The organism is Mycolicibacterium iranicum, assembly GCF_002101705.1.
In the GTDB taxonomy this organism is placed as follows: domain Bacteria; phylum Actinomycetota; class Actinomycetes; order Mycobacteriales; family Mycobacteriaceae; genus Mycobacterium; species Mycobacterium iranicum.
Genome location: NZ_LQPC01000065.1, coordinates 185,917 through 198,952, shown reverse-complemented (window position 1 = coordinate 198,952; position 13,036 = coordinate 185,917). Strand labels below are relative to the sequence as shown.

Here is a 13,036-nt window from a genome sequence, read left to right as displayed (position 1 = left end):
ATCAGCGTTGCCGCGCCGGGCGAATGATCAACTCGTTGACGTCCACGTCGGCCGGTTCGTTGATCGCGTAGGCGATACCCCGTGCGATCGCATCCGGTGAAATAGCCTCGGCCCGGTAGTCTTTCATCGCCGCGGCGGCATTCGGATCCGAGATCGTGTCCGCAAGTTCCGATTCGACGACACCCGGCGAGACGGTTGTCACCCGGATCGACGGGTCGGACTCCAGCCGCAGCCCCTCGGTGATCGCCCATGCGGCGTACTTCGTCGCGCAGTACACCGCAGCGGTGGGTACGACTTCGTGGGCCCCGATCGAGGCCACCGTGATGAAATGCCCGCCACCCTGGCGCTTAAAGTGCGGCAGCGCGGCGGCGATGCCGTGCAGAAGACCGCGAACGTTGACGTCGATCATCCTGTTCCACTCGTCGACGAGCAGGGCGTCCAGCCGCGACAGCGGCATCACCCCGGCGTTGTTGACGACGACGTCCACCCGGCCGTGGGCGGCCACCGCCGCATCGACGAAAGCGGTCACATCCGCGGGGTCGGTGACGTCGAGTCGGCGTGTTTCGATGCTGCCGCCGGCGTCTTTGATCTTGGCGGCGAGTTGGTCGAGGCGGTCCTCGCGCCGCGCACCCGCGACCACGTGGTGTCCGTCGGCGGCGAGGCGTTGTGCCACCGCCTCGCCGATCCCGCTGCTAGCTCCTGTGACGAGGATGATCTTCGATTCGCTCATGTCCACCAGAATCGGCGCAGCCGGCCGAGCCAACCAGGGTGCGATACACCCAGGCGACGGCGGGAATCCGCGCCTAGTCTGGGAGAGTGGCCGAACTGGGTGACTATCTGAAAAGCCGGCGGGCCGTGTTGCGGCCCGCCGACGTCGGGTTGACCAGCACGGGCGTGCGCCGCGTCCCCGGACTGCGCCGCGAGGAAGTGGCTCTGCTGGCCGGCGTCAGCGTGGACTATTACGGCCGCCTGGAGCAAGGAAGAGAACGCTCACCGTCGGTGCAGGTCCTCGAGGCCCTCGCCGCGGCGCTTCGCCTCGACGCCGACGGCCGCACACATCTCTTCAGCCTGGCAGGCCACACGCCCAGGCTGCCGAGGCGGCAGCAGCCGGACCGGGTCGACCCCGGATTGCTACGGCTGATGGAGGCGTGGCCGGACAACCCGGCTCTGGTCTACAACCGTGCCTACGACATCCTGGCGGCCAACCCGATGGCCACGGCGCTGTTCGGCGAGCTCGGCGCCGTGGGCAACCTGATGCTGCTGGTCTTCACCGATCCGCGTGCCCGCGGCTTCTACGTCGACTGGGACCTCGTCGCAGCCGACTCCGTCGCAGGCTTCCGGATGGCCTACGGGGCCGCGCCCGACGACCCGAGGGCCCAGGAGGTGCTCGGCGAGCTGCTTACGGTCGACGAGTTCCGCAGCCTGTGGGAGCGCCGGGATGCGCGGCGGAAATGCCTGGCCCGAAAGACCTTTCAACATCCGGAGGTCGGTACGGTCACGCTGAACATGCAGACGTTCGACGTTCGGGCCGCGCCGGGCCAGGAGCTCATCGTCTACGACGCCGACCCGGGCAGCCCGAGTGCCGACGCGCTGAGGCTGCTAGGCAGCATTGCCGCGACGAGCAGCAGCAACGATGACGGTCACCCGGACCGCTTCAACGTGACCCGGTAGGTGTACTGCTCGGGCAGGAACTGGCTGACGGCGAGCTCGACGGGGCGGCCCGCGTCGTCGGAGTAGAGCCGGTCCACCCGCAGCATCGGGTGGCCGGGCTCGCACGCCACCGCGGCGGCGGCGGAGCGGTCGGCGGCGGTCACCGTGATCGACTGCGCCGCTTCGGCGATCGGCCTTTCGAGGTGCGGCTCCAGCAGTCCGATGACGGTATGCGTCGTCACCGCGCCCGAGGCGAGCGACGGCGACGCGAGCACCGGGGCAGCCACCGCCGGGGGCAGATGAACTTCTGTGTGCCCAAAAGCTATTCCATCGTGCAGCCGCCGGAACACCACCGAGTACACCACGTCGCCGTCGAGTCTGAGGCGACTGGCGGCGTCGATGTCGACGCGGCGGTGCAGCCCGTCGAGAACCTCCATGGTGGTGTCGTCGGACAGACTCATCAGGTCTTCGATCGATCCGAGCTGGCGCAGGTAACGCCGACCGCGGTCGCTCGCGTAGCTACCCCGCCCGGGCACCCGGTACACCGAACCCTCGGCGACCAGGTCCTGGAATGCGCGCCGGACCGTCTGGCGTGACAGCCCGTGGCGGGCGACCAGCTCCGACTCGGTCGGCAACCGAGTCCCGTCCGGATAACGGCCGGCGGCGATCTCGTCCCGGAGCCGTTCGCGCAGAACCTGATACGCGGGCGGCATCAGATGCCGCCCCGGGCTACCAGCTGCCCCGCGATCACGTTGCGCTGGATCTCGTTGGTGCCTTCGCCGACGATCATGAGCGGGGCGTCGCGGAAGTAGCGCTCGACGTCGTATTCGGTCGAGTAGCCGTACCCGCCGTGGATACGGACGGCGTTGAGCGCGATCTCCATCGCGACCTCGGAGGCGAACAGCTTGGCCATCCCCGCTTCCATGTCGGCGCGCTCACCGCTGTCGTATCGGTCGGCGGCGTGAAACGTCAGCTGTCGTGCCGCTGTCAGCTTCGTCGCCATGTCCGCCAGGTAGTGGCCGACGGCCTGGTGCTTCCAGATCGGTTGCCCGAAGCTTTCCCGGTCCTGCGCGTAGGCCAGCGCGTCGGCCAGAGCCGCCGACGCGACGCCCAACGCGCGCGCGGCCACCTGAATCCGGCCTGTCTCAAGGCCTTTCATCATCTGCGCGAAACCGTGCCCCGGTGTGCCGCCGAGGATCGCCGAGGCGGGAACCCGGCACTGGTCAAAGGACAACTCGCAGGACTCGACGCCTTTGTAGCCGAGCTTAGGCAGATCGCGCGACACCGTAAGGCCTTCGGACGGATTCTCGACCAGAACGACCGAGATGCCCGAATGCCTCGGTGTCGCAGCCGGATCCGTCTTGCACAGCAGCGCGATCAGCCTCGATCGTCGGGCGTTGGAGATCCATGTCTTCGCCCCGCTGATCACGAGGTCGTCGCCGTCGCGGCGTGCGACCGTCGTCATGGCCTGCAGATCGGAGCCGCCACCGGGCTCGGTCAGTGCCATCGTCGCGCGCAGTTCCCCGGTGGCCATCGCGGGCAGGTAGCGCTGCTGCTGGTCTTCGGTGCCGAACAGTGTCACCAGCTTCGCGACCACGGTGTGGCCGCCCATGGCGCCCGCCAGGCTCATCCACCCGCGGGCCAGCTCCTGGGTGACCAGGACGTAGCACCGGGTGGAGACCGGCGCGCCACCATGAGACTCGGGAATGGCGAGCCCGTAGATGCCGATGCTCTTCATCTGCTCGATCCACGCCTGGGGGTAGGTGTTGGTGTGCTCGAGGTCGCGGACGGCCGGCCTGACGTCGCGATCGATGAACGTGCGCACCGTCTCGACCAGCATCGATTCTTCGCTGCTGAGTCCTTCGACCACCTGCGCACCTCCGAGACGTCCAATATGTACGGCCATTTGTCAGCCATATTGACATGCGTCCGGGCCTGGTGCCAGCATGCCGACTGTGACTTTGTACGGCCAAAGCGCGGGTGGACCCTTCTTCGACGACCTGAGGGTCGGCCAGGTCTTCGACTCCGCTCCGTCAATGACGCTGTCGGCGGGCGTCGCCGCGGCGCACCAGGCGATTCTCGGCGACCGCCTTCGGTTGCCGCTGGATGCGGAACTGTCTTACGCGGTGACCGGTGCGACGGCCCCGCTGGCACATCCCGCGCTGGTGTGCGACGTCGCGATCGGGCAGTCCACGCTGGCGACCCAGCGGGTCAAGGCCAACCTGTTCTACCGCGGGCTGACCTTCCATCGGTTTCCCGTCATCGGAGACACCCTGTACACACGCACCGAAGTGGTTGGTCTCAAACAGAACTCGGCGAAGCCGGGGCGGCAACCGACCGGGCTCGCCGCGTTGCGGATGACGACCATCGACGGTGTCGGCAGGCTGGTCCTGGACTTCTACCGGTGCGCGATGCTGCCGCTGAGCAGCGACACCGTTCAGACGGGTCATCACGACGATCTGTCCGGTATCGGCGGGGACGGCGAGGTAGTGGCCGACCCGACGTCGAGCTGGGATGCCAATGCGTTCCGCGCCCGGGTGCCCGGTCCGCATTTCGAGCCCGGGCTCGTGGGTCGCGTGCTGTACAGCACCGCCGACGTCGTCAGCAGTGCGCCGGAGCTGGCCCGGTTGACGTTGAACATCGCTGCCACACATCATGATTCACGCGTGGCAGGCAAGCGGCTGGTATACGGCGGCCACACCATCGGGCTGGCGCTGGCTCAGACGACCCGGTTGCTGCCCAACCTTGTGACCGTGCTGGGATGGGAGTCCTGCGACCACACCGGGCCCGTGCACGAGGGTGACACGCTCTACAGCGAGCTCACCGTCGAAGGTGCCGAACCGCTGGCTGACGGACGCGGCGGAATCGTCCGACTGAGGTCGGCCGTCTACGCGGCCGAAGGCGAGGATCGACAGGTTCTGGACTGGAAATTCACCGGGCTGCTGTTCTGAGGCCACAATGGTGGGGTGAGTTCCGTGCGTGTGCCCGCTGCAGTGCTGGCCCATGCACGCGAGAACGCGCAGGCCATCGCGTCTCTGGCCGGGGTGGACATCGATGCAGACGAGGCGATCGGTGGACGCGCAGCGCTGCTCGGCCTGCCGCCGCCGGGTCGTATCTCGTCGGGGGGTGCGACGCGGCTGATGGACGGGCCGGGCGGGTGGTGCGCGCTGACGCTGTCCCGGCCCGATGACCTCGACGCCGTCCCAGCGCTGATCGAACACGACACCATGCCCGATGCGCCGTGGGACGCCATCGACTGCAAGGTCCGCGATCTCGGTGTGGCGGCCTTCGCCGAGCGGGCCCGCCTGCTCGGCCTGCCCGTCGGCGTACTCGGCGAATCCGTCTCCGCACCAACCACTGTCAGCAGGTCTGGTGAACGCGGTGCGCCGATCCCGTCGCCGGATCTGCTGATCGTGGACCTGTCGTCGATGTGGGCGGGTCCGTTGTGCGGCCGAGTATTGGCCGACGCGGGAGCAACCGTGGTCAAAGTGGAAAGCGCGCAACGTCGGGACGGCACCCGCAACGGGCCGGTGGAGTTCTTCGATTGGATCAATGCCGGAAAGCTCTCGTACAGCGCAGATTTCGATGATCCGGCCGCACTCCGCAGACTGCTGGCGATCGCAGACGTGGTGATCGAGTCGTCACGTCCCGCCGCGTTGCAGCGGCGCGGTCTCGGCCCGGCGGAGGTGGCGGCGCGCCCCGGCCGCACGTGGATCCGCATCACGGGCCACGGCACGACGGGCGAGCGCGCCGACTGGGTGGCGTTCGGCGACGATGCCGCGGTGTCGGGCGCACTCGTCGGTGGCACCCCGGAGGCGCCCCAGTTCTGCGGCGACGCGATCGCCGACCCGTTGACCGGCGTCTGCGCGGCCCGCGCCGTGCTGGAATCGCGTGCCCGCGGCGGCGGGGAGCTGATCGAGGTGTCGATGTCGGCGGTTGCTGCAGAGTACGCCCGGCTCATCACCGACGACGAAACAGACTGCACCGCAATGCCATCACTCACGGTGCCCGCGGCTCCTCTCGGCGCCGACAACGATCTCGTGCACCGCATGGTGGCCGAGCGGCTGGCGACCTCATGCTGATTCGGCGGGCGGTCCTGATCGACGGCACCGAGACCGACATCCGCGTCGAGGAAAAGATCGTGGCCGTCGCGTCCGGGTTGGCGGCCGCGGCCGGCGAAACGGAATACGACGCCGCGGGCGGCACAGTGCTACCCGGGCTGACCGACCATCACCTGCACCTGCGAGCCGCCGCGGCGGCACTGCACTCAGTCCGTGTCGGCCCGGAGCATGTTCGCGGCAAGGCAGACTTGGCAAGGGTTCTCGCGGCCGCGGGGCCAGGAGGGGACGGCTGGATCCGCGGGATCGGCTATCACGATTCCGCAGCGGGTCCGCTGGACCGCGACACCCTCGACGGTGTCGCACCGACGATCCCGGTGCGCATCCAGCACCGCAGCGGAGTGCAGTGGACTCTCAACACTCCCGGGCTGATCCGGGTCGGACTCGCCGAGCACCCCACCGGGATCCTGCGAAGCTCGGATGCCAGCTGGGCTTTGCCACCGAGCGAGCCCGACCTGGCTGAGCTCAGCGCCCAGCTGTGCCGCTACGGCGTCACCGGAGTCACCGATGCCACACCCGAACTCGGGGCCGGCGACATCACGGAAGTTCAGCAGCAGATGCGGCAGACGGTGCGTTGCCTTGCGCCAGGCAAGCGCATCCTGCACGACGACGAACTCGACCTCGAGGCATTGGCGCGCTGGATCCGCCACCGTCATTCGGTGGGAGTGCCTGTCGCGCTGCACTGCGTCACCGCCGCCCAATTGATCGTCGGTCTGGAAGCGTTCCGCACCGCGGGGCGCCATCCCCTCGACCGCATCGAGCACGCTGCCGTCGTCCCCGACGGAACGCTGACCGACCTCGCCGCGAGTGGCATTCCCGTGGTGACCCAGCCGAATTTCGTTGCTGAGCGCGGTGATCAGTATCTGGCCGATGTTTCCGAGGCCGAACACCACGAACTGTGGCGGGTGGCTTCACTACTGCGCGCCGGGGTTCGGGTCGGGTTGTCCACCGACGCGCCCTTCGGCGACGCGGATCCGTGGGCGGCGATACACGCCGCGGTACATCGCCGCACACCGTCGGGCATCGTGCTGGGCGCTGACGAAAAGATCTCGGCGACAATGGCGTTGGCGCTGTTCACGGGTAACCGGCCGGGTCACCCCGGTCGCGTCGAGGTAGGAGCACCCGGTGACCTGTGCATCATGACGACACCGCCGAGCGAGACGTTGGCCGAACTCGACGCCGCGGCTGTCGGCGCCACCGTCATCGGCGGCGAGGTTGTCTACGAACGTTAGGCGGCTTCGTGCGCGAACGCCGACCGCAGCAGCGCGCACTGACTCCGGAAAAACGACAGCGAGACATCGGCTTTCGGGGCGACGCCGTCGAACCCGTGGAACGCGCCGTCGACGACCTCGACCTCGCACGCAACTCCGGCCGCTCGCAGCCGCTCCGCATAAGCAAGATCCTCGTCGTGGAACAGGTCCAGTGTTCCGACGCCGATCCACGCCGGTGGCAGCCCCGAGAGGTCGTCCCGCCGTGCCGGCACGGCGACATCGGGGTCCGCGTTGCCGAGATAGGCGCGCCAACCGAATCGGTTGCTGGACTGGTTCCACAGCCGGTGTCCGGGATTGTCAAGGCCGGTGCGGTCCACCGTACGGTCGTCGATCATCGGGTACACGAGAAGTTGTGCTGCTAAAGGGATTTCAGCGCGGTCGCGAGCCAGCAGTGCCAGCGATGCGGCGAGGCCGCCGCCCGCGCTGGCACCGCCGATCGCGACGCGGGACGGATCGACGGCGGGCAGCGCAGCCAACCAGCTCAGCGCCGAATAGCAGTCCTCGACGGGCGCCGGATAAGGATGCTCGGGGGCGAGACGGTAGTTGACCGACACCACCGTAGCGCCGAGCTCACTGGCGAAGCGGCGGCACAGCACATCGTCCTGAGCGGCGTCACCGATGACGTAGCCGCCTCCGTGGATCCACAGCAGCGCAGGGCCCGGGGTCGTCACACCGGCCGGGCGGTGCAGCCGGACACCGACGCCCGACGACAGCGTGAGGACCTCGATGTCGTCGGCGGGAGCCTTGCGCCACATCATCCGCGACGCGGCGCGCATCAGCGGCAACGTCAGCGGGGTGATGACCTGCTTGGGCACCAGCCGGGCGGCGCGGCGGAGCTCGGGATGGAAGTCGATGCTGTGCACCGGATCAGTATGCGTGTGCACGGGCAGCAGGCTGGTGGCCTGGGTCAACGAAGCAGCGGATCCCGAGGAAGACCCAGGATCCGCTCGGCGATCGTATTGCGGGTGATCTCCGAGGTCCCACCCGCGATCGTCATCGCCCGGTTGCCCAGATAGCTGCGGGTCAGCTGCGGGGCCTGTTCGACCACCGCGGCCGTGCCCGCCAGCTCGAACGCCAGCTCGGTGAGGTGCTGGCCCGATTCGGCGACCAGCAGCTTGGTGACGTTGCCTTCGGGGCCCGGTTCGGCGCCGGCGATCGCGCGGGTCGCGCGGCGTAGGTTGAGCAGCCGCAGCGTGTGGATGTCGGCGATGATCTCGCCGGCTCGCCGGACGTACATCGCGGCGGTGTTTGGCGAGCTGTCGAGCAGCTTGACCAGGTGGTCGGGGGTGGTGCCGGTCGGTGCCCCTGAGCCGCCGCCGATCGAGATCCGCTCGTTGCCGAGCGTCGCCCGCGCGACCAGCCACCCCTTGTTCACGTCACCGACGACGTCGGCGTCCGGCACGAACACGTCGTCGAAGAACACCTCGTTGAAGTGCGCGTCGCCGGTGATGCCGCGCAGCGGATTGACCGTCACCCCTTCGGCGGTCATGTCGACGGCCATCATCGTGACGCCGGCGTGTTTCGGGGCGTCCGGATCGGTCCGCACGGTCGCCAGCCCCCATTGGCACATGTGCGCCAGGCTCGTCCAGACCTTCTGCCCGGTCACCCGCCATCCGCCGTCGACCTTCTTGGCTGAGGTGCGGACCGCGGCGGCGTCGGATCCGGCGCCGGGCTCGGAGAACAGCTGGCACCACATCACCTGGCCGCGCAGCACCGGCTCCACCCACCGTTCACGCTGGTCGTCGGTGCCTGCCTGCGCGATCGTCAGCGCCACCCAGCCGGTGATCCCCATGTCGGGACGCTCGATGCCCCCGAACTCCTCTTCGATCACCAGCTGTTCGAGAACGTTTGCCGCGCGTCCCCACGGTGTCGGCCAGTGCGGTACGAGATATCCGGATTCGACGAGGAAATCCCGCTGTTGGTCGGCGGGCAGGTCCCGCACCGTGGCGGCGGCCTCGCGTGCCGGGCCGCGATACTGCTCGGACTCCGGAGGAAGCGTGAACGACGCGCCGTGCGCCTGGCCGCGGCGCTGGCCCTCGACGACGTCGAGTACGGGATCGGCACCGTCGGCCATCAGCACGGCAAGCGTTCTGGCTCTGCGGAGATAGAGATGCGCGTCGTGTTCCCAGGTGAAGCCGATCCCACCATGCAGCTGAATATTGTTCTGTGCGTTTAATACCTGGGCCCGGATCGCCAGGGTCGCAGCCACCGCGGCGGGAAACCACGCGCTGTCGAGATCGTCGGAGCGTGCCGCGTCCCAGGCTGCCGCTGTCGCTGTCTCCGCGTTGACCAGCATGTTGGCCGCATGGTGTTTGACGGCCTGGAAGGTGCCGATGGTGCGGCCGAACTGTTCGCGCACCTTGGCGTACTCGACAGCCATCTCGAGCGCCGCCCAGCTGACACCGACGGCCTCGGCCGACGCCAGGATCCGGAAGACGGTCCTGGCGTTGCGCGCGGCGCCGCGCAGTACGCGGTCAACAGGGATGGAGACGCTGGTCAACGCCACCGAGCCGATGCTGCGGGTGGTGTCCAGACTTTCCAGGGGGGTGACCGTGACGCCGTCGGCGGCCGGATCGACGACGACGACGTCCTCGCCGGCGGCGAGCACCAGCAGGCTCGCGTCCGGGGCGCCGAGCACCGCGGAACATTCGCCGGTGGCCAGCTGGTCGGAATCCAGGCCGATCGTCCCCGACACGCCGAGCGCGGCGGTCGTCGCCCCACTCGCGAGACCCGGGAGCAGTTCGGCCCGAACGGATTCCGGTGCGCATCGGTCGATGACGACGGAGGCCGAGACGCTGGACAGGAACGGTCCGGGGGCCAGCTGCCGGCCGAGGCACTCGGTGACCACGGCCAGCTCGGCGAGTCCGTAGCCCGAACCGCCGTGCTCTTCGGCGATCGCGAGCCCTGTCCAGCCGAGATCCTTTGCAGCCGACCAGATTTCGTCTGGATGTGCGGGGCCGCCGTCGAGGGTGGCCCGGGCCTTGGCAAGCGCCTGCAAGCGGGCCAACTGGCCTGCGGCGGCGTCCGCGAGGTCCTGGTGGTCGTCGGTGATGGCCAGCGCGGATGTGCTCGCGGTCTTGCTCACGGAATGCCTTCTTCGTTGAAGTTGACGGATGTCAAACCGACGCTATCGCGGGGCATTTATCGCACCAGCACTTGTGAGTCAGATCACAAATTGACTACATCCGAAAATCAGTAGACAACTTCGCTGAGATTGTCGTTTGAATCTATTCAACGGGGGTACGCTTCGCGCCATGACGGAACGCCCGGATACGCGGTATCCCGGACCCACCTTGACTACCCGTGTCCAGTGGTTGCTGAACGCAGGATTTTCCGACTACTTGCTGGCGGCGAGCGTGGCTTCGGCTTCGCTGCCGGTGGTCGGGAAACACCTTGAACCCCTTGGAGCGTTGACGGCGGCAGGCGTCTGGGGCGCTCGGCACGCCCCTGATTTCGTCGGCGCGCTGGCCAAGTCGCTGGTGACGCCCAACGATGCGCAGAAGAAGCAGCAGGAGCGGGACTGCACCAACGCGGTCACCGAAGCCGCGCTGCGGGGGGTCGTTTCGCCGAAGGACCTCGAGATCGAATGGCCCGCCGCCGAGCGCACTCCGCCGATCTGGAAGATGCGCGAGCACCTGCGCAACGTGCACAAGACATCGGTGCGGTACGGCCCTCGTCCGACCCAGCTGCTCGACGTGTGGCGTCGCGACGACACCCCCGCCGATGCCCCGGTGATGATCTTCGTTCCCGGCGGTGCGTGGGTGCACGGTGGCCGCATGCTGCAGGGCTATGCATTGATGTCGCATCTGGCCGAGATGGGCTGGGTGTGCCTGTCCGTGGAGTACCGAGTCGCGCCGCACAACCCGTGGCCGGCACACATCGCCGACGTCAAGACCGCGATCGCCTGGGCGCGTGCGAACGTCGACAAGTTCGGCGGCGACCGTAACTTCATCGCGATCGCGGGCACCTCGGCCGGCGGGCATCTTGCAGCGCTGGCCGGACTGACCGCCAACGATCCCGACATGCAGTCCGAACTCCCCGAAGGCTCCGACACGTCAGTGGACGCGGTCGTCGGCATCTACGGGCGGTACGACTGGGAAGACAAGTCCACCGTGGAGAGGGTCCGCTTTATGGACTTCCTTGAGCGAGTGGTCGTCAAGCGCAAGCTCGACAAGCATCCCGACGTGTTCCGCAAGGCCTCTCCGATGGCGCGCATCCATTCCGAGGCGCCACCGTTCCTGGTTATCCACGGAACCGGCGACAGCGTGATCCCAGTGGCTCAGGCGCAGAGCTTCGTCGAACGTCTACGCAACGTCTCCCGCTCGATCGTCGGCTACATCGAGCTTCCCGGCGCAGGCCATGGCTTCGACATGACCGACGGTGCCCGCACGGGTGCCACGGCGACGGCAATCGGACTGTTCCTCAACCACATTCACCGAAACAGGAGCCTCATCGGGGCCAAAGAGGTTATATAGGCACCTCTGGCCGACGAGCGCTTGCGCGAGGAGCCGACGGGCGTGAGGAAGGTGGCGCGGTGAAGAGGCTTTTTGCGGTGAAGAGACTTTTGCGGTGAAAAGACTCCGCGGCTGGGATGCTGTGCTGCTCTACAGCGAGACTCCCAGCGTTCACATGCACACGCTCAAGCTGGCCGTCATCGAGCTCGATGATCTCGGCGGTGCGACGTTCGGGGTCGAAGAGCTCCGCAAGGTCATCCACAGCAGGCTGTACAAGCTCGAGCCGTTCCGCTTCGAGCTGGTCGACATCCCGTTCAAGTTCCACCACCCCATGTGGCGCGAAAACGCCGAGGTGGACCTCGCGTACCACGTTCGGTCGGCGCGGGTCGCTGCACCGGGCGGCCGCCGCGAACTCGACGAGGAAGTCGGCAGGATCGCCAGCACGCCGCTGGATCGCAGCCGACCGCTGTGGGAGATGTACCTCATCGAAGGTCTGGCGGGCGGCCGCATCGCGGTACTCGGCAAGATCCACCACGCCCTCGCGGACGGCGTGGCGTCGGCCAATCTGCTGGCACGAGGCATGGATCTGCAGGACGGGCCGCAGGCCGACCGCGATTCCTACGCCACCGACCCCGCCCCGTCCAAAGGCGAGCTGGTCCGTTCAGCCTTCACCGACCACCTCCGCCAGATCGCGAAGTTCCCTGACGTAGTGCGCTACACGGCGCAGGGCCTCCGCAGGGTGCGAGAGAGCGGGCACAAGCTTTCTCCCGAGTTGACCCGTCCGTTCACGCCGCCGCCGACGTTCATCAACCACCAGATCGACGCGACCCGGAAGTTCGCCACCACCACGCTCGCGCTGGATGACGTCAAGGCGACCGGTAAACATCTCGGCGTCACCATCAATGACATGATCCTCGCGATGTCTGCAGGTGCGTTGCGAAAGTTGTTGCTGCACTATGACGGCCACGCAGACCACCCTCTGCTCGCATCGGTGCCGGTGAGCTTCGACTTCTCGCGCGACCGCATCTACGGCAACTACTTCACCGGCGTGCTCGTCAGCATTCCCGTCGAACTGGACGATCCACTGGAGCGGGTCCGCGCCGCACACGACGCCGCGGTCGCAGGCAAAGAGAGCAATAACCTGCTCGGGCCAGAACTGGTCAGCCGGTGGTCCGCATACTTCCCGCCCGGTCCCGCCGAGGCGATGTTCCGCTGGCTGTCACACAAGGACGGCCAGAACAAGGTGATGAACCTGCCGATCTCCAACGTGCCGGGCCCCAAGGAGCGCGCCCGCGTTGGCGGTGCGCTCGTCACTGAGATCTACTCGGTCGGACCGCTCACCATGGGCAGCGGACTCAACATCACCGTGTGGAGCTACGTCGACCAGATCAACATCTCGGTGCTCTCCGACGGCAAGACGGTCGACGACCCGCATGAGCTTACCGCTGCAATGGTGGAAGATTTCATCGAAATCCGTCGCGCCGCAGGGCTTTCCGCCGAGCTGACGGTCGTCGAAACGGCAATGGCCAATTAGTCGGCCCGC

The 13,036-nt window shown here is 67.6% G+C and carries 11 protein-coding genes; 6 read left to right on the top strand and 5 right to left on the bottom strand.

The window, feature by feature from the left end:
• Window position 1: 1 nt before the first annotated feature.
• Complete coding sequence (locus AWC12_RS28135; RefSeq protein WP_085178238.1) at window positions 2–730, bottom strand: SDR family oxidoreductase; 729 nt, start codon at window positions 728–730, stop codon at window positions 2–4.
• 86 nt (window positions 731–816) lie between these two features.
• Here AWC12_RS28135 and AWC12_RS28130 point away from each other — a divergent pair, with 86 nt between their 5' ends.
• Complete coding sequence (locus tag AWC12_RS28130; protein ID WP_085178184.1) at window positions 817–1,671, top strand: helix-turn-helix domain-containing protein; 855 nt, start codon at window positions 817–819, stop codon at window positions 1,669–1,671.
• On the opposite strand, the gene AWC12_RS28125 is transcribed toward AWC12_RS28130, so the two are convergent.
• Together AWC12_RS28125 and AWC12_RS28120 are read right to left on the bottom strand one after the other, a co-directional pair.
• The gene (locus AWC12_RS28125; RefSeq protein WP_085178183.1) at window positions 1,641–2,363 is read right to left on the bottom strand and encodes a GntR family transcriptional regulator; all 723 of its coding nucleotides are present in this window, start codon (window positions 2,361–2,363) and stop codon (window positions 1,641–1,643) included. The genes AWC12_RS28130 and AWC12_RS28125 overlap by 31 nt on opposite strands.
• Window positions 2,363–3,556 carry an acyl-CoA dehydrogenase family protein gene (locus AWC12_RS28120; protein WP_085178182.1) on the bottom strand — a complete coding sequence of 398 codons (1,194 nt, stop codon included), beginning with the start codon at window positions 3,554–3,556 and terminating at the stop codon, window positions 2,363–2,365. The genes AWC12_RS28125 and AWC12_RS28120 overlap by 1 nt, the downstream gene beginning before the upstream one ends.
• Before the next feature lie 40 nt (window positions 3,557–3,596).
• Between AWC12_RS28120 and AWC12_RS28115 the strand changes: the two genes are divergently transcribed.
• The 3 genes from AWC12_RS28115 to AWC12_RS28105 are packed head-to-tail and all read left to right on the top strand — an operon-like array spanning window position 3,597 to window position 7,000.
• A complete protein-coding gene (locus AWC12_RS28115; RefSeq protein ID WP_085178181.1) occupies window positions 3,597–4,601 on the top strand; it encodes a MaoC family dehydratase in 1,005 nt (334 codons plus the stop codon).
• Between the two features lie 15 nt (window positions 4,602–4,616).
• On the top strand, window positions 4,617–5,732 hold the full coding sequence (locus AWC12_RS28110) for a CoA transferase (RefSeq protein ID WP_085178180.1): 1,116 nt from the start codon (window positions 4,617–4,619) through the stop codon (window positions 5,730–5,732).
• Window positions 5,726–7,000, top strand: coding sequence for an amidohydrolase family protein (locus tag AWC12_RS28105; protein WP_085178179.1), 1,275 nt, complete (start codon window positions 5,726–5,728; stop codon window positions 6,998–7,000). Before AWC12_RS28110 ends, AWC12_RS28105 begins: the two co-directional genes overlap by 7 nt.
• Here AWC12_RS28105 and AWC12_RS28100 read toward each other — a convergent pair.
• Entirely contained in the window at window positions 6,997–7,902 is a 906-nt protein-coding gene (locus AWC12_RS28100) for an alpha/beta hydrolase (protein WP_024449351.1), read from the bottom strand. The two genes, AWC12_RS28105 and AWC12_RS28100, sit on opposite strands and share 4 nt — an antisense overlap.
• A 44-nt stretch (window positions 7,903–7,946) precedes the next feature.
• A complete protein-coding gene (locus AWC12_RS28095; protein ID WP_085178178.1) occupies window positions 7,947–10,124 on the bottom strand; it encodes an acyl-CoA dehydrogenase family protein in 2,178 nt (725 codons plus the stop codon).
• Between the two features lie 169 nt (window positions 10,125–10,293).
• Here AWC12_RS28095 and AWC12_RS28090 point away from each other — a divergent pair, with 169 nt between their 5' ends.
• Together AWC12_RS28090 and AWC12_RS28085 are read left to right on the top strand one after the other, a co-directional pair.
• Complete coding sequence (locus AWC12_RS28090; RefSeq protein WP_085178177.1) at window positions 10,294–11,514, top strand: alpha/beta hydrolase; 1,221 nt, start codon at window positions 10,294–10,296, stop codon at window positions 11,512–11,514.
• A 94-nt stretch (window positions 11,515–11,608) separates the two neighbouring features.
• Complete coding sequence (locus AWC12_RS28085; RefSeq protein WP_085178176.1) at window positions 11,609–13,027, top strand: WS/DGAT/MGAT family O-acyltransferase; 1,419 nt, start codon at window positions 11,609–11,611, stop codon at window positions 13,025–13,027.
• The last annotated feature ends 9 nt before the right edge of the window (window positions 13,028–13,036 follow it).